Source organism: Aeribacillus pallidus (genome assembly GCF_050478865.1).
Lineage (GTDB): Bacteria > Bacillota > Bacilli > Bacillales > JACDOC01 > JACDOC01.
Map to the genome: position 1 here is coordinate 70,369 of NZ_JBCNBW010000035.1, position 17,123 is coordinate 87,491.

Sequence of the window (17,123 nt, forward strand, 5' to 3'; positions counted from 1 at the left end):
TTTTTTTACGAAAATTTGGTATCGTATTTCATAAGGTGATATTGGGGAGGGGTTACCACATGATCTCCGTATTTATTGTGTTTGCTGTTTTTATATTGTACTATACGAATCTACTAACGAACGCCTTATGTGTTCAACGTGAAATACCTGAGGAAAAACAACCGAAAGTGTTTCGAATAATCAACGTTCTTGTTACCATTCTCCTCATTTCTTCCTATATCGAGTTATTATATACATAACGATGGTTTTTAATGGACATTCAACATAAAAATTAGCTGACCCATCATCGTCAGCCAATTTTTCATGTAATTACTTTTTTCGTATATCGGATTATTATATTAATATACCCACGATGCTCCTATAATGATTAACAAAATAAACAGCACAACAATCAACACAATTCCCCCTGCATATGGTGCACCAGACATGAATGTTCCTCCTTTCTAAAAAATGAGGCATAAGGTTATTTCCTTATGCCAACTCATTTTATGCCCATTCACTCGTTCAATCCTTTAAGAAGGATGGTTCCTCTTCGAACAATAGAAAAAGGGGGTTACTTTAGTACAACCAAGCTGCTCCAACGATAATGAGCAAGATGAATAACACAACAATTAACGCGAAACCGCCGCCATATCCACTCAATATTTCCACCTCCTTAAAGTAGGCTACTATATACTATTCATAGACCTCGTATGACGTTTAGGCACGTTACACAAGTGGGTTAATTTTCTTTTAGGCAACCTTTGTATATATGCAATTAACTATAGATGTTAGCACCAAGCGGCCCCAACAATAATTAACAAAATAAACAAAACGACGATTAAGGCAAAGCCAGCATGATATCCAGTACCCATTCAAATTACCTCCTTTTTTCTTTTCGTTTCATCCTATGCGGCATTTGTCTGTTTTGGGTGAATCAATCGCCCAATTTTTAGGAAAAGTTTGCATCAAACATTTGATTCCGGTGATATTTGTGATATAGTAAAATTTGTGGATTTTCTTACTTTTGAAACTTAAACTAGGGAGTTGTTTATGATGAAGAAGTGGTTGCTGTCTATGTCTTTAGCAGTAGGGGTCATCGGCTTAGCTGCATGTAACAATGATGCAGAAGTCGTTGTAAAAACAGATGCTGGAGACATTACTAAAGAAGAATTATACGAAGCGATGAAAGATAAATATGGGGATGAAATGATTCAACAACTTGTGATTGAAAAAGTTCTTTCGAAAAAATACGAAGTAACTGAAGAAGAACTAGATAAAAAAATCAATGAAATTAAAGAACAACTTGGTGCAAATTTTGAATTAGCACTTCAACAATATGGCTACGACAGTGAAGAAGACTTACGAGAAACGTTTAAAGTAGCAATTCTACAAGAGAAAGCTGCGATGGAAGAAATTGATGTTACCGAGGAAGAACTCAAAGAGTACTATGACAACTGGATGCCTGAAATTAAAGCGCGCCACATTTTAGTGGATAATGAAGAAACAGCGAAAGAAGTTAAAAAGAAGTTGGGAGAAGGAGCAAAATTTGAAGACTTAGCGGCTGAATACTCTACTGATCCAGGTTCTGCTCAAAACGGTGGCGACCTCGGTTGGTTCGGTCAGGGAGAAATGGTACCTGAATTTGAAGAAGCTGCCTATAGCTTAGATGTTAATGAAGTTAGTGAGCCAGTAGAGTCTTCGTTTGGCTGGCACATTATTCAAGTGACGGACAAAAAAGAAAAGAAATCGTTTGAAGAAATGAAGGACGAGCTTGAGTATGAGTTAAAGCTCTCCAAAATTGATGGAACAGTTGTTCAAGAAGCGATGAAGCGTGAACTAAAAGCAGCTGGACTTAACATTGAGGATCCAGACTTAAAAGATGCATTTGATATCTATTTAAAAGATGATAATAAACAAGAAGATAATAAAAAAGAAAATGATAAACAAAAAGATAATAAACAAGAAGAATAATTTTTAGATCATTAGAGCTGACTTCCATTCAGGAAATCAGCTCTTTTTAATAGATGTTTTTAAACACCTTCTGATTTTAATTTTCGTCTTTTTTCTTTTTCATTGGATAGCCTGTCCATATAAATTTTCCCTTCTTTTTCAATCCATTCCATTTCCTCTTTTCGTTCCTCACGTGCCGTTTTTATGGCCATAAACGCACTTACTACAATTCCTGCTACGACGAAATACATCCATAATGGCAATGTCATAAACAAACTCCTTTCTTTTAAATAGCATGGACTTGTTACCACCTTATGAAAGAAAAGATAAAAAAATACCTTCCAATATGGAAGGTATGCTTATTTATGAAACGTTGGTTTATAAAAACTACGATTGTCTAGTGCAAAAATCCGTTCCGTAAATTCCCCAGGCTTTGTCCGTTCAAGAGCTCGGTCAAGCATGTTCATTTTCGCATCTAAGTTATCAATATAATGTAAAATTTCCGCTTCTTTGATTAATGGAGGTTTGGGACTACCCCATTCTAACTTTCCGTGATGTGAAAGAACCATATGTTGAAGAACAATTACTTCTTCTCCTTGAATACCTAATTCTTCGGCAGCTTTCCCAATTTCATTTACCATAATGGTGATATGCCCAAGTAAATTCCCTTCAACAGTGTAAGTAGTAGACACAGGTCCTGAAAGTTCGACGACCTTTCCTAAATCATGAAGAATAATACCTGCGTACAACAGATCTTTATCTAATGTTGGATATAATTGGGCGATTGCTTTTGCTAAATCAAGCATAGAGACGACGTGATAAGCAAGCCCTGAAATAAATTCATGATGATTTTTCGTAGCAGCCGGGTATTCGAAAAATGACGCTTGATACTTTTTTAATAAATGGCGCGTAATCCGCTGAATATTTGGATTTTGCATATCAAAAATATATTGTGTAATTTTTGACATCATTTCTTCTTTACTTAACGGTGCAGTTTCTAAAAAATCACTAATTTGAACTCCTTCTTCCGGTTGAACGGGCCTAATATGCCGAATTTTTAACTGGAGACGACCACGATAATTTTGCACTTCTCCAATTATTTTTACCATTTGTTGGGCTTGATACGTCTTTTCGTCTTCTTCCGATGCATCCCATAGCTTTGCTTCCATTTCCCCACTTTTATCTTGTAAATGTAAAGTTAAAAATGGCTTCCCATTACTAGCAATTCCTTTTGTCGCCGACTTAATTAATAAAAATAAGTCGACCGTTTCCCCCGCTTGGTAATGTAAAATTCCTTTACTCATATGAAACCTCCGCTCTTTCCTCTCTCTCCCTACATTATACCAAATCCCTATTTATGTGGTTATTATGAATGAGTCGAAATGATGTTGGCCTCTTTTTTTCGCCACAGCAACAGGGATCCAAAACCGACAAGCATAATCAATGCTCCAAATACATAAGGAATATGGATATTCCATTCAAATAGCGTTCCCGCTAAAAGTGGGCCAATCACATTTCCTAAGCTCATAAACGAGTTGTTTAGTCCCATTACTAATCCTTGTTGTTGACCTGCTTTTTTCGAAATATAGGCATTTAATGATGGGCGTAAAAAGGCGTTTCCTACATAAAAAATGGACGTTGTTACTAACACGGTGAAAAAGTCAATCGCCATAATCATTAGTAAAAAGCCAAACGCACTTAAAAGGAAAGAACCTTTAACAACTTTTTCTTCTCCGAAACGTTGTGTTAATTTTCCGACGCCTACTCCTTGAATGACTGTTCCAATCAAACCAATCACAAGAATAACCAATCCTACATCTTTCGGTCCAAAACCATAACGTGTATACGTATAATAGCCAAAAATGGATTGGAAGTTTGCTAACCCAAAACTCATGAAAAAGACGAGAATGAACAGAAGTCCAACAGAGCTTTTAAGTGCTTGTCGAATCAACGTCCATTGTCCTTGACGCATAGAATGGTGACAATCTCCTTCCGAACGCTTTTCTTTCGGATACGACTCTGGTAGCACGAAGAAGGAAACAACGCCTGCAATACCTCCTGCAATACCGGCAACGATAAACGGTACGGATAAATCCCATTCAGCTAAAAATCCCCCTATCCCGGGACCGATAACAAATCCGAGTCCCATAGCAGCTCCTAATACCCCCATTCCTTGTCCTCTTTTTTCCTCGCTCGTCACATCGGAAACGTACGCCATGGCCGTTGGCATAAGAGCGGAACCAAATAAACCGGCAATAATTCTTGAAATAAATAGCATCCAAACATCCAATGCAAAGGCAAACAAAAATTCAGCGATCGCAAATCCGAATAAGCCAATCGTAATTAATGGCTTTCGACCAATTCGGTCCGACCATTTCCCCCAAATCGGAGCAAAGATAAATTGCATAAACGAATAAACAGCGACGAGGGCACCGAGCACTTGGGCATTAGCCCCAAATTTTTCAACATAATACGGTAGGATAGGAATCACAAGCCCAATTCCGACCATGATGATAAACAAATTCATACTTAATAAAAGCAAGGCCCCTCGATTCGTTGATGATGCATTTCCTTCTTTCATGGTTGTAATTCCTTTCATGATAGAATTGTAAAAATTTCAACTGTCTTTTATATGCTAGCATTTACCACTTTTTATTTTAACGGAAAATTAATTTTCAAAAAATAACACCCATTGATTCCTTATTTTACAAACTCGAATAACAATTAAGTTTAGGACCACTTTCGGACAATTTCTTACTTATATCCTTTCTCGTTCTAAACACTTTGCAAATAGTCTAAGACATGTTTTTATTCGAAAATCAAAACCAAATCCTAAACCTTAATTAATTTGTCACTTGCATAGGAGCTGCCGGTAATGAAACAATTTCCATTTCTTTGAACATATTTCGGACATACTCATGACAAGTAAAATATAGTATTTGCGTATGACCACTCATTTTTTTCAATAAATGAACGACGTTCAGGAATCGTTCTTCATCAAAATTAACAAAGCTGTCATCAATAATAATCGGAAAGCGCATGTCTTGACTTACATGTAAAACTAAAGCAAAGCGTAACGCAACATATAATTGTTCCGACGTTCCTTGACTTAATTCATTTGGTGAAAAAATGAGTTTGTCGTTCCGTTCCACACGCAACTGTCCTTGTTCATTAAGAAATATTCGCTCGTACTGTCCATTCGTCAATAAGGTAAATATCTCATTCGCTAGCTCCACCACTTTTGGCAATCGCTCTCTCTTTAACCGCTCCATCGTTTCAGTAAGGATGTGCTGGGCAATCGCCAAACGAGCCCACTCTTTTGCTTTTTGTTGGAAATCGGACTGCAGCTCATAAAATTCATGGAGTATATCCGTATAGGTTCCTCCCTCCTCAAGTCGTTCAATGGTATACGTACATTGGATTAGGTTTTCTTGAAGAGTTTGAATTCGTTTTTCTTGCGCGGTGATGTCTTGTTCCAACGTTTTCACGTACTCATTTACATCGTGAATACCTTGTTGCTCCACTAAGTCCTCGTACCAATCGAGAATGTATGGATGATCCAATTGCTTTTGTAAAAGGGACAGTTTATCTTCCCATTCCGTTTTTTGTAAAAATAATTGGTGATGTTGACGAAACTCTTCATCATCTCTTGCGCTAGCTTGTTTCAATAATCCATCGATTTCATGTTGTATCAATTGAAGTTCTTTTTCAGCATGGACTTTCTCGTCTTTTAGTTCTTCTAGTTTCATGGAGTATTCCCGATAATAAAATTGCTTTTCTTCTTCTTGTTTTAAGCACTCTTTTAAATAGACGATGTTTTCTTCAATGGAACGATACGGTTGTTCTAGGCGTGCTAGAAGGTCTTTCAACTTTTCTATAAAGGTATCGACACACTGCTTTGCTTCTTCTATCCGTTGTTGCAAACGTTTGATTCGATGTTGGGTGATGCTCCATTGCTCTAATAAACGAACGATTTCTTCTAATCGACGCCAATCTGTATCGGAAGGTAGTTGCAAAATCGAAATGATTTCTTGTAACTTTGTTTTATTGAGCATCCATTGTTGTTCCCATTTTTCAAATTGCTGAATGACGCCATCATAGCGACGCTGCTGTTCCAGTAGTCGTTGCCGATAAAGGTTCCACTCGGCACGTCGTTTTTCCTCTTCTTGGAGTTGTTGAAAAAGGCTCACCTCATCTTTTGTGCTTTCTTGTTGATCTCGGAAGCGAACCCATTTTTTTCTTAGTTCTTTCCGCTCAACTTCCACCTTTCGCAGTTGTGTCATGTGTTGAAGGACGAAAAATCCAACCACAACTGCACCAACTATCGATAAAAGGGTACCAATCCATTGCGAGGAAACAGCAAAATACCCTGCAAGGCCGAAAAGAAACAAGCCGAAAAATCCATTTCGAACAAGCGACTGTTGTATTTGCTGTTTCGTTTGTTCGAGCCATTGTAACTGTTGTTGTGCCTTTTGCTCCTCTACTTCCAATTGCATCGTATCGTTTGCTCGTTTTTTCAACTGTTCAAACTGCTCATCTGAGAAGAGAGATTTCCGAAGCTGTTCGCATTCTCGTTCCATTCGTTCAAGCTCGTTCGTTTCTCGCTGAAACGTGTCATCTAGCTCATTTTTTTGCTCCTCTAAAAAATACCTTTGGCGAATGAATTGCTTCAGCTCCTCTTTGGACACCCTGTTCGTATATTGCGAAGAAGTCGTAAGCTGCTCAAACGAAAGCGGAAGTTGTTGTTCCAGGCGTAATCGTTCTTCTTCCAGATATTCTAGCTCTCTTGTTTCTTCGCGGATTTTTTCCATTTGCTGTTTTGTACTCGACCACTCTTCAACGAGCTCTTCCGCTTCTCTTCGATGCTTAATAAGCACTTGATCGGGCACGTAGGTTTTTAATTGTGCCTCTAGCTCCTGTTCACGAACTTTTATGGACTCTAAAAAGGCCATCATTTTTGTTTTCTTTTCGAGTAATTCATTCATTCGGTTCATTCCATCTATTGGGAACTTGAAGGCTTTTAACGATTCGAGCTTTTTTTCTAATGAAAATTTTTCTTTAATCATCGGAAGATATTGAACAACTTTCTCTGCTTTTTGTAATTTCGATTGCAGGTGGTCTTTCTTCCTCTTTTCTTCTACAAGACACTGTTCTAATGACTGTTTTTCGGTAACTCGCGATTCGTACGACGCGTTTTTCTTTTTCCCTTCTTTTACTTCCTTTTCTTTTTCTTTTAATCGTAGTAACTGTTGATTCAGTAGCGGTTTTCTTCCTTGTGGCTTAAATAATTGCTCCATTTGTTTTTGAATATGTTGTTGTACGACCAGTAGTCGATCTGTTCCCGTTGTTCCTGCTGCGAGTAAATAGTTACCAAGTTGATCACGGTCCACCTTCGCTACACCTTGAATGCCGTCTAAATTAAATGAAAATATGGATTGGAAAAAGGTTTTATCCACACCTTTTAAGATGTCTTGTAACAGGTCTTCTCCCCCTGTTCGTCCATCTTCTGTCCATACGGTTACGTTACCGGTAGCTTTTCCATCGACTCGCTCGATGCGAACCTCTCCGTGGGTTTCAGTGTGAACGATTAGCATGCCCCCATACCGTTGCGACGTTTTCGGTTCATACCGTAAATCATTTTGCTGTTTCGTTGGAAAACCAAATAATATACTATGGATAAACGACATGAGCGTTGATTTGCCAGCTTCGTTTTTTCCATAAAAAAGCTGAAAATGAGAATGAAGGTCCCAGGCTACTTGCTCCCATTTTCCGTATCCATAAATATAAATTTTTTTAATGATCATTCCAATCACCTTTGCTTTCCTATCGTTTGAAATGTCGTGAAAAGGGTTGTTTTCGCTTCATCGATGAGTTCGTTCATTTCTTGTTCGGTAAGTGGAGAGATATATTTTCCAGCTTGATAATGATGAAATAATTCTTTTAAAGGACCTTCATAAATCGTTTCCATTGATAACGCCTGAATGGTCTCCTCTAATTCGTTCAAAAACATGGCTGAAAGTGGAACTTCAACTTCAGGGGACACTACCCGAACATTATACGGCCAAACAAACGCCTCTTCTTGCTCTTCCCCTTCCTGTAAAATTTCAATAAATTCGCCCGTTTGAACCTTTTGAAGCAATTCTTCATTTCGTTCCTCTAGTTCGATATGTAAATCAACGAGTTGACCAACCTGTTCTTTCCGAATCGATTGCAGTTTCGTTTGACACTGGAGAAATATGTCGTGAAAAGTAGACCCTTTTTCGATATGAATCATTATGGTTTCCCAGTCGACATCACTCGTTGCCAAAAACGTCATGGAAGGTTCACTATGCTCGGTTAATGTAACAAGATACCCTCCTTTTTCCCCTTGTTCTTTGCGATGCCTACCTTGAATATTTCCTGGATAGACCATAGGAGGATCCATATGAAGAATTTGCTGTTTATGTATATGTCCTAACGCCCAATAATCGAAACCTTTCGTTAATAATTGTTGTACGGTAAAAGGAGCGTAAGGCGTATGGTCATTGTTTCCTTCAACTTGTCCATGTAACAAACCGATATGAAAGGTCGCTTCTCCTTCTTTTTTATAAAAAGAAAGCAATGACTCGTATACATGTCTTTTCGGATAACTGAACCCGTACAAATGAACGGTCGTACCATCGGTTTTCACCAACCGTTTTCGTTCGACATGATCCCCAAACACATGGGCATTTGGAGGCAGTTCGAGTGTTGTCCAATTTCCGCCTAAATGGTCGTGGTTGCCGTGAATAATATAAACAGGAATATTTTTTTCATGCAACCGTACGAGTTCCTTTCGTAAGCGTGCTTGAGCTTTAATACTGCGGTCCTCCCCGTCGTATATATCTCCGCTAATCAAGAGAAAATCGATACGTTTGTCGATGGCAATATCAATGATTTTAGAAAACGAGCGGAAAGTACTTTCCTGAATTCGTCGTTTTAGCTCTTTTGGCAGCGGAGGTAATCCAAGAAACGGGCTGTCTAAATGTAAATCCGCCACATGAATAAAAGTTACCGATCTCAAATAAAAGTCCTCCCTCCGAATGTACGTTCCCATTTTTTTCATTATACCACACAACAATGACACCTAACCGTTCAAAAGGAAAAAAGCCCGGCAGCAGCCGAGCTTAATCCAAGTGAAAATTATTCTTTTTTCGTTAACAATATGGCTTTACGAATATCTTTAAAAATATTGGCTTTTCCATACATAAGAACGCCACCTTTGTAAATTCGGGCACCAAAAACCGCAAAAAAGACCACAGTGGCAATTAACAAGGACATACTAAGCACAATTTCCCACACAGGTACATTTAACATTCCGATCCGTAGAAACATGGTCATTGGTGTAAAAAACGGAATAAACGAAGAAATTGTTACAAAGGATGCATTCGGATTTTCTAGCCCGTACATAGATATGAAAAATGCAATAATGATTAAAAACATCATTGGCGTAATCGTTTGCTGCACTTCTTCTGTCCGACTGACTAACGATCCCAGTAACGCTCCAAAAGTTGCATATAAGAAATATCCAAGAAGAAAGAAAATAATGGCAAACATAATTAAGGATAGAGATAAATCTCGAAGTCCAAGCAACTCGATCACGTCTTCTGTCCCATCTCGTAACTGTGTTAAAGAAATATATCCGATCGTTAATAAAAAAATAATTTGGGAAATACCTAGAAGTGCAATTCCTAATATTTTTCCAAACATATGCGTAACCGGGGAGACACTAGAAATTAAAATTTCCATCACACGGGAAGATTTTTCACTCGCTACTTCTGTCGCAATCATACTTGAGTATACGATGACGACGATGTATAACATCAAAATCATTAAATACACAACAAATCGTGCTTGGCTCAGTTCTTCTTCTGACTTGGCTTCAGATGATAGTGCTTCTTTTTGAAACGAAAGTGGAGCGGTTAGTTTTGCTAATTGGTCCGGAGATAGCTGCAGTTGCTGTGCGGCTAAAGACGACTTAATCGATTGCAGCGATCTTTCTAATAGATTGATCGTTTCAGAATCTGTCAGTGTTAATGCTTTATAGGTAGCTATTGGAAGCCCTTCTCCATCCATTGATAGCACTAACATTCCTTCGTATTTTCCATCTTTCACTTGTTCTTCAGCTTCCGATTCCTCTTTCGTAGCTTCTACTAATTCAATATCATCGGAAACCTCACGAACATGGGCTTGTAGTGGGGCAAATAGCTGATTGGTTTGATCAACGACAATGACACGTTTAGCTTCATCACCACCAAACATATCAATGATTCGGTCGATATTGGTAATAACTAAAATCCCAATCGCCATAATCACCGTTGAAATGATAAATGGCTTTGATTTCAACTTCGTCATAAACGTATGAAGTAATACGGTTATGAATTTATTCATACGATGTCCCCACTTTCTCTATGAAAATATCATTTAATGAAGGTTCGTCTAATACGAATTTACGCACAAATCCTTTTCCGGTAATGTCCTGTAATATCCGTTGGGCGACTTCCTCACTAGTTACTTGGAGGACTGCTCCTTCAGCTGTACGCTTATACTTTGTCACTCCTTCATAGTTTTGAAGAAAGTCCAGTGAAAAGTCAGCATGAACAAACACATTTTTCTTACCAAACGACTGTTTGATTTCTCGTAATCTTCCATGCACAATCGGCCGACCATGGTGCATAATACATAAATTTTCACACAACTCTTCTACATGCTCCATCCGGTGACTCGAAAAGACAATTGTCGTTCCGTTATTTTTCAAGTCAACGACGGCATTCTTCAATTGTTCGACATTCACCGGATCTAAGCCGCTAAATGGCTCGTCTAGAATAAGCAATTGAGGCTTATGTATAACGGAGGCAATAAATTGAACTTTTTGCTGATTTCCTTTGGAGAGCTCTTCAACCTTTTTGGAATAATAGTCCGAAATGTGGAACCGTTCTAACCATTTTTTTAACTCCACATCCGCTTCTTTTTTTCCCATCCCCCGAAGATTCGCCAAGTACCAAATTTGCTCTTTGACGGTTAATTTGGGATACAACCCCCGCTCTTCTGGTAAGTAGCCAATATGTGTGGAAACGGAATAATTGATCGGTTGATTGTTCCACGTAATGGTACCTTCACTTGGCTGTAACAATCCTAAAATCATTCGAAAAGTCGTTGTTTTTCCAGCACCATTCGCTCCTAAAAAACCAAAAATCTCTTGTTCTGGTATAGATAATGACAAATGATTGACAGCCGTAAACGCTCCAAATCGTTTCGTGACACCTTGAAAATGTAACGTCATGTTTCCCCTCCTCCTCGGGACAAAAGTCATGCGTTTTCTTAAGAAAAAAGTTTCATTATTACATTAATTGAATATTTTGGTAAAGTCAACAAATCATTTTCCCCTTCTTGATTTCTCTGAAAATTATGTCAAAATAAAATTAAATAAACTCAGGAGGGGTGGAACGATGAAACAATATAAATTAACGGTCTTTGAAAAAAATGGAGAAAAATTGTTAGATGAAACTTTTGAAGCAGCCAATGACCAAGAAGCGAAGCAAAAAGGGGAACAATTGCTAAAAGAAAAAGGATATAAGGAAAAAACCTACCGCTGTACTTCTCCAGCTGGAAAACTACTATTATTCCACGTATAAAAATCCATATACACAAATGTCCCAAGATTCCGATGAGATGGAACCTTGGGACAACGAATGATTGTTCATTCATTACCTGCCATGAAATTGCGGCATCCGTTTTTCTAAAAATGCTTTGATCCCTTCTAGATGGTCTTTCGTTTGCCTCATCTTTCTTTGTCCTTCTTTTTCCCGTTTGAGTATGTGCTGTAGTTCATCCTTCTTCCATTCTGCCATCAATCGCTTCGTTTCAATCTTTGCCAATAGTGGTGTTCGCAATAATTGCTTCACATATTGGTCGACATATCCCTGTAAATCTCCTTCAACCAATTCATCAACAAGCCCATATAGGTAAGCGTCCTCTGCCGGCATGACGCGACCTTCCCAAATAATTTCTTTTGCTTTTTGTACCCCTACTCGCTGGGCTAATAAATAATGCCCTCCTCCATCTGGGATAAGGCCAATGCCAATAAAGTTCATGGCAAACTTACTATCTTTTTCGGCAATAATACGATCGGCGTTTAAAGCTAAGCTAAAACCAAGACCAGCAGCTGCACCATGGATGGCCGCAATCACGAATTTTGGTAACGTAAATAGACGAAGCGCAAGCTCGCTAATTTGGTCCATCACGTCATCGAAATTTAAATGGTTACTTGCTAACATCGATTTAATGTCTCCACCAGAAGAAAATCCTTTACCACTTCCTTGAAGAACGACAATTTGAATGTGTTCATTTGCTGCTAATTCCTTTAAGCAATGATTCAGTTCTTGAATCATCGTTACGTTTATCGCATTAAGAGTATCTGGGCGATTTAACGTGATTTTAGCGACTCGTTCAGCCAAATGACATCGAATCGTCTCATACGCCTGTGAAACGTTCATTGTATCCCTCCTTTTTCGTTTGTTAACTATTTCGACATATGGATAAGGATTCCTTTTCCCGATATAAAAAAGCTGGTTCCTCTCAATTTGAGTAAGAACCAGCTTTTATCATACACTTCATTTAAATGTATGCATTAATTGGACACGTTAGAAGGAATATCTTTGTAAAGTTCGTTTAAAATGGCCAGCTTTTTATCGGTATATTCTTTAAACCCTTCATTGTATGACTTCGGATCTTTTGGATTTGCAAAATGCTCGATTTTTCCGGTTTTTGGGTCAATGAATTTACTTGAAGCTCCACAACCTAGACCAATAATTGTCTGTACTTCCTCCATGATCACAATGTTATAAATACTTTCTTGACCAGGTTTTGCATAACCAACGTTCTCTAAGTTCCCTAAAATATTTTTTTGACGGTACAAGTAATACGGAACATAACCGTGATCATTTGTCCATTGTTCTGCACGGTTCATCATTTGTTCCACTTCTTCCCGTGGGGCGACTTGATATTTTTCTTTATTTTGGGTCATTTCAGAAGCTCGTTTAAACGAAAGCGTATGGACGGTTAATGATTCCGGCATCAGCTTTTCGGTTTCATTCAACGTATGCTCAAATTCTTTCAGCCCTTCACCTGGTAAGCCGATAATTAAGTCCATATTAATATTGTTCATTCCCATATCACGGGCAAGATGGAACTTTTCAATCGTTTCTTCTACCGTATGATGACGCCCAATCGCTTTTAACGTTTCTTGAATATACGATTGCGGATTAATGCTAATCCGATCAATGTTCCACTTTTTTAAAACATTTAATTTTTCCGGTGTAATCGTATCTGGACGGCCCGCTTCGACCGTAATTTCTCGAATGCTTTCAACATCAGGGAACGAACGGTACATTTCTTCATATAATAAATCCATTTCTTCCGCCGTAATGGACGTTGGCGTACCGCCCCCATAATAAATTGTTGTAATTTTTATGCCTTTTTCCTTCAGCCACTGTCCGATTTGTTGCATTTCGTAGTGTAAGCCTGCTAAGAAGGAGTCAACCCGTCCTTGCTTTCCTTGAATCGCATAAGCCGGGAACGTGCAGTAAGCACATTTCGTTGGACAAAACGGAATCCCGATATAAATGCTGACTTCATTTTGTAACGAATAGAGGTCAGGAACGACGGCTAATTGACGGTCGACGATGGCTTGCATTAATTGAATTTTTTCATCCGTAATTAAATAGTCGTCTTTTAGCTGCTGATGAGCGATGTCTTTGCTCATTCCACTTTTCAATTTTCGGTGTAACAGCTTTGTTGGGCGAACCCCTGTTAATATTCCCCATTTTTGTCGAATGCCTGTATGCTGTTGTAAAACGGATAAATACACATGAGAAACGGCATTTTTTATTTGCTTAAATTGCTCTTTTTCCGAAGCTGTTCCATCAATAGGCCCACGAAAATGGGCTTGTACCATTTCTCCTTCCGGTGGGATAAGTTCACATGTCACGTCCACGACGTCCGTGATATGCAATTGAAAGCGGATGTCTAAATCCGCCCCGACTGTCGGTTGAAAGGAGACGTCCGTTTCTTCAAAAAATAAGTTACCGATCAATTGGAGCTGACGTTGAAAACGATCATCTTGTAGTCCATGTATTTGAATGTGCATTTTCATCACCTTATGTTCAAGTCAAAGCTCTCTTTAGTGTACAGAAATGTGTATTGAAAATCAATGGAAACACGAGGATATCGCTAAATAAAAACCCCCTTTAAAAGAAAAGGGGAAACATAGCTTTTTATCTCATGTATGTTTACTTTTTTATCACGTTCAACTTCTTCAAAAATTCAATCGGTTGTTGCTTACGAAACAGTTCTTTTACCACATACGCGACTCCATTTTCATCTGCTGAGCGCGTAATCCAATCGGCTGAACGCTTCACTTCCTGCGGTGCATCCCCCATAGCGACTCCTAAACCGCTGCATTCGATGCATGGTTGATCATCTAATCCTGAACCAATCATCACTACTTCCGACATGGTCATGCCTAATCGGTCGCATAAATACATTAATCCACGCAGCTTACTGATTCCTTTTGGCACGATGTGTAACTGATGGTCATTGGAAAGAACGCAATCCACTTCATGAAACGAGTTCTCTACCATTCGTCGACATTCGTGTAAATCTTTTTTGGAATGGAACGCAATTTCTAGTTGGCAAGCGTCCATCGGTTGGGTCTCTAAATCCTCTAGTATTGTATCAGTATACTTAATCGAATAGAAAAAGGAAATGGCTGGGGTGAAAATGGATTTTGCTAGGAGAGGCTTTGATTTTTCAGGATTCGTTGCTAGAGCGTGTTTTTCATGAATGAGGCGAATTTGGCACGGATAGGAATCGAATAGTTGGACAAGGTCTCTTACCGTTTGATCACTTAACCGCCGGACAAAAATTGGTTTTTCAAGTTCAGATGCAATGTAAGCCCCTTGATGGGTAACTAAATGGTTATCAATTTTCAATGACTTGGCAATTCGTTTGACGGCAAGAAAATGCTTGGAAGAAACGATTGTTACATAAATGCCTTTACTTTGGGCGTATTGAATCGCTTCTTTTGTAGATTTATTTAAACGACCGTTCGTCTGTAGTAACGTTCTATCCACATTCAACGCTAACATCCTGTAGATCATGGTTGTTCCTCCTCATAAAGATGAAATTCTTTTCTTTTAATACGTTTATGTATTGAAAGCCATTCATAGAACTGATTGACCATATTCGAAAAAAAGAAAATCTCTCTCACCATTTTACAGGTAAGAGAGATATTGAAACATTTTTTAGTATTGAATATTTCCATACAATTCATCTAACGGCTTCATAATGATTTTATTTAAATCATCAATAATAAAGCTCATCCGTTGTTCAGTTTCAATTAATTTAGCAATTTTTTCGTTTTGTTGGGCAAGTGCAGCTGCTTTTTGTGCCTGTTGAACTTCATCAGATGTAATTTCTTGACCGGTCATTTGCTTTTGCTGAAGCTTTAATTGAATATCACGGAAATTTGTAAATAACGCATTAGCGTTTTGATCGGCCAGTACTTGATTGTACATTTCTTTTAATTTTAAAAAGTCTTCGTTTTGACGTAGCGCACGTTCTAATCCATACGCTATGTCATACAAATGATTGGACATTCTTTTTCCTCCTTACATACGTTCTCCCCTAGACAAGAAGAGAACTTTTCAAAAAAGCAGTTTTTTTAAACTCCATACCACTATAACAAACTATGCGAAAAAGTTCGAGCATATGCGACCATTATGTGAGGAAAAAGACAATAAGGCCTTGTATCAAACCGATAATTCCACCAAGTAATGCCCCTAAATACGTAATCATTTTAAATTCTTTTTTCGAAATCGATAGCACCATTTCTTCTAAACGTTCAACAGAGAATGATTCAACTTGTTCTCTTACAATTTCTTGCAATCTTAATGTTTGAATAATATTTTCAATTTTCGCTGTGAGCCAGCTAGTCCCTTGTGCCACAACCGACGGAACCGTTACATCAAGAATCGTTTTTTCGTATGGAGCCAATACAGAATACACAGGTTTGTCCAACATCCGATCGATTTGAACCGTTGAAGATACGATTTCTTTCACCGAAGAATATATTTTTTGATGATCAAAGGAAGCAAGCCATTCATTTATAGACTTATCTTTCATTCGATTCCATTCGGATTCAATAAGTTCCGAAATTAAATGCTTCGTTCCATCATTTTGGAAAAATTTAGTTATTTCCGGTTGGATTTTATCTACTAATGACATATTGCCTAAAAACATTTGCAGCATGTTTCCTAACATGCCTCGCTCTTTTAAAAAGTCATCAACCATTTGTTGAATCTTTTCTTTTCCTTTATCGCTTTCAAAAAAAGCAGTAAGCTTTTGTATAATAAACGGGGTAAAAGACTGTACTTTCTGATCAAGAACAGCCACCCACTCTTTCGGGAGCACCTCCTTAATTGCACGGTCTCCATTCGTTTCTATAAAGTGAATAATTTTTTGATCTGTCCAGCGTTCGAGCCATAAATGCAATTTTCTTTTAGAATCGGTAAAGCCAAAACGAGTGAACACATCTTCAATCGGTTTCTCCGATTGAATCCACTGCTCGGCCACACTCGTTAACCATCGTTGAATTTCTTTTTGAAACGCTTTGTCGGTTAATTTTTTCTTTAGACTATCTGGTGTAAGTAAATGGTCGACTACCATTCGACCTAATTGTTCCGCTAATTCTCCTCTTCTTTTCGGAATTAGTCCAGGAGTAAAAGGAACACGCCATTTCCCTATGTAATACGTCCGATACGGGCGAAATAGCATTTTAATCGCTAATGAGTTTGTCAATCCCCCAATCATCGCCCCAATCACCATCATGAACAATAATATCAACACGACTTCCATCGTATCAACAACCTTCCTTATAACCTAAATACATACAACCAACTTTTAATTATACGGTTAGATTATTCTTTAACGCAAATGAGATGGTTATACGGGCAAAAAAAGTTGTTCGACTTTTCCAAAAAGTTTACAATAATCGTGAGGTGAATATAGATGATTTTGCATTTTCAATACCAATCACTGTACAATCAAAAATTACCTGGATGGCATATTTCGTTTTATTATCGTGGAAAAAAATGGCTCTCTGTCAATTGTGG

At 38.2% G+C, this 17,123-nt stretch carries 19 protein-coding genes; 4 read left to right on the forward strand and 15 right to left on the reverse strand.

All coding sequences use genetic code 11. From position 1 onward, the window contains the following. Positions 1–59 precede the first annotated feature (59 nt). The gene (locus tag ABES52_RS08910) at positions 60–239 is read left to right on the forward strand and encodes a hypothetical protein (protein ID WP_429650802.1); all 180 of its coding nucleotides are present in this window, start codon (positions 60–62) and stop codon (positions 237–239) included. A 99-nt stretch (positions 240–338) separates the two neighbouring features. Here the strand turns inward: ABES52_RS08910 and ABES52_RS08915 are convergent, their stop codons facing one another. The 3 genes from ABES52_RS08915 to ABES52_RS08925 all read right to left on the reverse strand — a co-directional run bounded on the left by ABES52_RS08915 (position 339) and on the right by ABES52_RS08925 (position 854). Then, positions 339–428 (reverse strand): YjcZ family sporulation protein, encoded by a 90-nt coding sequence (locus ABES52_RS08915; protein ID WP_429650803.1) that lies wholly within the window; start codon positions 426–428, stop codon positions 339–341. Between the two features lie 130 nt (positions 429–558). After that, positions 559–645, reverse strand: coding sequence for a YjcZ family sporulation protein (locus tag ABES52_RS08920; protein WP_429650820.1), 87 nt, complete (start codon positions 643–645; stop codon positions 559–561). A gap of 125 nt (positions 646–770) precedes the next feature. Beyond that, positions 771–854, reverse strand: coding sequence for a YjcZ family sporulation protein (locus ABES52_RS08925; protein WP_429650821.1), 84 nt, complete (start codon positions 852–854; stop codon positions 771–773). A 181-nt stretch (positions 855–1,035) separates the two neighbouring features. On the opposite strand from ABES52_RS08925, the gene ABES52_RS08930 reads away from it, so the two are divergent. Beyond that, complete coding sequence (locus tag ABES52_RS08930; protein ID WP_429650804.1) at positions 1,036–1,953, forward strand: peptidylprolyl isomerase; 918 nt, start codon at positions 1,036–1,038, stop codon at positions 1,951–1,953. Positions 1,954–2,012: 59 nt separating this feature from the next. On the opposite strand, the gene ABES52_RS08935 is transcribed toward ABES52_RS08930, so the two are convergent. From ABES52_RS08935 to ABES52_RS08965, 7 genes are all read right to left on the reverse strand, one after another. Next, positions 2,013–2,201 (reverse strand): sporulation YhaL family protein, encoded by a 189-nt coding sequence (locus ABES52_RS08935; RefSeq protein ID WP_429650805.1) that lies wholly within the window; start codon positions 2,199–2,201, stop codon positions 2,013–2,015. A gap of 90 nt (positions 2,202–2,291) precedes the next feature. Next, positions 2,292–3,236 carry a 3'-5' exoribonuclease YhaM gene (gene yhaM, locus ABES52_RS08940; protein ID WP_429650806.1) on the reverse strand — a complete coding sequence of 315 codons (945 nt, stop codon included), beginning with the start codon at positions 3,234–3,236 and terminating at the stop codon, positions 2,292–2,294. 62 nt (positions 3,237–3,298) lie between these two features. Continuing rightward, positions 3,299–4,513, reverse strand: coding sequence for an MFS transporter (locus tag ABES52_RS08945; RefSeq protein ID WP_429650807.1), 1,215 nt, complete (start codon positions 4,511–4,513; stop codon positions 3,299–3,301). A gap of 262 nt (positions 4,514–4,775) precedes the next feature. Next, a complete protein-coding gene (locus tag ABES52_RS08950) occupies positions 4,776–7,736 on the reverse strand; it encodes an ATP-binding protein (protein WP_429650808.1) in 2,961 nt (986 codons plus the stop codon). Between the two features lie 5 nt (positions 7,737–7,741). Then, complete coding sequence (locus tag ABES52_RS08955; protein WP_429650809.1) at positions 7,742–8,974, reverse strand: metallophosphoesterase family protein; 1,233 nt, start codon at positions 8,972–8,974, stop codon at positions 7,742–7,744. 119 nt (positions 8,975–9,093) lie between these two features. Then, complete coding sequence (locus tag ABES52_RS08960; RefSeq protein ID WP_429650810.1) at positions 9,094–10,341, reverse strand: ABC transporter permease; 1,248 nt, start codon at positions 10,339–10,341, stop codon at positions 9,094–9,096. Beyond that, positions 10,334–11,233 (reverse strand): ABC transporter ATP-binding protein, encoded by a 900-nt coding sequence (locus tag ABES52_RS08965; protein ID WP_429650811.1) that lies wholly within the window; start codon positions 11,231–11,233, stop codon positions 10,334–10,336. The genes ABES52_RS08960 and ABES52_RS08965 overlap by 8 nt, the downstream gene beginning before the upstream one ends. 166 nt (positions 11,234–11,399) lie before the next feature. On the opposite strand from ABES52_RS08965, the gene ABES52_RS08970 reads away from it, so the two are divergent. After that, a complete protein-coding gene (locus tag ABES52_RS08970) occupies positions 11,400–11,585 on the forward strand; it encodes a YhzD family protein (RefSeq protein WP_429650812.1) in 186 nt (61 codons plus the stop codon). A 72-nt stretch (positions 11,586–11,657) separates the two neighbouring features. On the opposite strand, the gene ABES52_RS08975 is transcribed toward ABES52_RS08970, so the two are convergent. From ABES52_RS08975 to ABES52_RS08995, 5 genes are all read right to left on the reverse strand, one after another. Next, positions 11,658–12,446: an enoyl-CoA hydratase gene (locus ABES52_RS08975; RefSeq protein WP_429650813.1), complete on the reverse strand. Its 789-nt coding sequence runs from the start codon at positions 12,444–12,446 to the stop codon at positions 11,658–11,660. Positions 12,447–12,580: 134 nt separating this feature from the next. Next, the gene (locus ABES52_RS08980; protein WP_429650814.1) at positions 12,581–14,098 is read right to left on the reverse strand and encodes a coproporphyrinogen III oxidase; all 1,518 of its coding nucleotides are present in this window, start codon (positions 14,096–14,098) and stop codon (positions 12,581–12,583) included. Positions 14,099–14,240: 142 nt separating this feature from the next. After that, entirely contained in the window at positions 14,241–15,110 is an 870-nt protein-coding gene (locus ABES52_RS08985; RefSeq protein WP_429650815.1) for a Cof-type HAD-IIB family hydrolase, read from the reverse strand. A gap of 144 nt (positions 15,111–15,254) precedes the next feature. Continuing rightward, a complete protein-coding gene (locus tag ABES52_RS08990) occupies positions 15,255–15,608 on the reverse strand; it encodes a YlbF/YmcA family competence regulator (RefSeq protein WP_429650816.1) in 354 nt (117 codons plus the stop codon). Positions 15,609–15,729: 121 nt separating this feature from the next. Continuing rightward, entirely contained in the window at positions 15,730–16,866 is a 1,137-nt protein-coding gene (locus tag ABES52_RS08995) for a DUF445 domain-containing protein (protein ID WP_429650817.1), read from the reverse strand. Between the two features lie 153 nt (positions 16,867–17,019). Between ABES52_RS08995 and ABES52_RS09000 the strand changes: the two genes are divergently transcribed. Further along, the coding region (locus ABES52_RS09000; RefSeq protein ID WP_429650822.1) for a DUF5342 family protein at positions 17,020–17,123 on the forward strand (104 nt) is incomplete at its 3' end.

Coding starts and splice junctions, on each gene's coding strand:
- ABES52_RS08910 (WP_429650802.1), top strand. CDS start 60: ATGATCTCCGTATTTATTGTGTTTGCTGTTTTTATATTGTACTATACG.
- ABES52_RS08915 (WP_429650803.1), bottom strand. CDS start 428: ATGTCTGGTGCACCATATGCAGGGGGAATTGTGTTGATTGTTGTGCTG.
- ABES52_RS08925 (WP_429650821.1), bottom strand. CDS start 854: ATGGGTACTGGATATCATGCTGGCTTTGCCTTAATCGTCGTTTTGTTT.
- ABES52_RS08930 (WP_429650804.1), top strand. CDS start 1,036: ATGAAGAAGTGGTTGCTGTCTATGTCTTTAGCAGTAGGGGTCATCGGC.
- ABES52_RS08935 (WP_429650805.1), bottom strand. CDS start 2,201: ATGACATTGCCATTATGGATGTATTTCGTCGTAGCAGGAATTGTAGTA.
- yhaM (WP_429650806.1), bottom strand. CDS start 3,236: ATGAGTAAAGGAATTTTACATTACCAAGCGGGGGAAACGGTCGACTTA.
- ABES52_RS08945 (WP_429650807.1), bottom strand. CDS start 4,513: ATGAAAGAAGGAAATGCATCATCAACGAATCGAGGGGCCTTGCTTTTA.
- ABES52_RS08950 (WP_429650808.1), bottom strand. CDS start 7,736: ATGATCATTAAAAAAATTTATATTTATGGATACGGAAAATGGGAGCAA.
- ABES52_RS08960 (WP_429650810.1), bottom strand. CDS start 10,341: ATGAATAAATTCATAACCGTATTACTTCATACGTTTATGACGAAGTTG.
- ABES52_RS08965 (WP_429650811.1), bottom strand. CDS start 11,233: ATGACGTTACATTTTCAAGGTGTCACGAAACGATTTGGAGCGTTTACG.
- ABES52_RS08970 (WP_429650812.1), top strand. CDS start 11,400: ATGAAACAATATAAATTAACGGTCTTTGAAAAAAATGGAGAAAAATTG.
- ABES52_RS08975 (WP_429650813.1), bottom strand. CDS start 12,446: ATGAACGTTTCACAGGCGTATGAGACGATTCGATGTCATTTGGCTGAA.
- ABES52_RS08980 (WP_429650814.1), bottom strand. CDS start 14,098: ATGCACATTCAAATACATGGACTACAAGATGATCGTTTTCAACGTCAG.
- ABES52_RS08985 (WP_429650815.1), bottom strand. CDS start 15,110: ATGATCTACAGGATGTTAGCGTTGAATGTGGATAGAACGTTACTACAG.
- ABES52_RS08990 (WP_429650816.1), bottom strand. CDS start 15,608: ATGTCCAATCATTTGTATGACATAGCGTATGGATTAGAACGTGCGCTA.
- ABES52_RS08995 (WP_429650817.1), bottom strand. CDS start 16,866: ATGGAAGTCGTGTTGATATTATTGTTCATGATGGTGATTGGGGCGATG.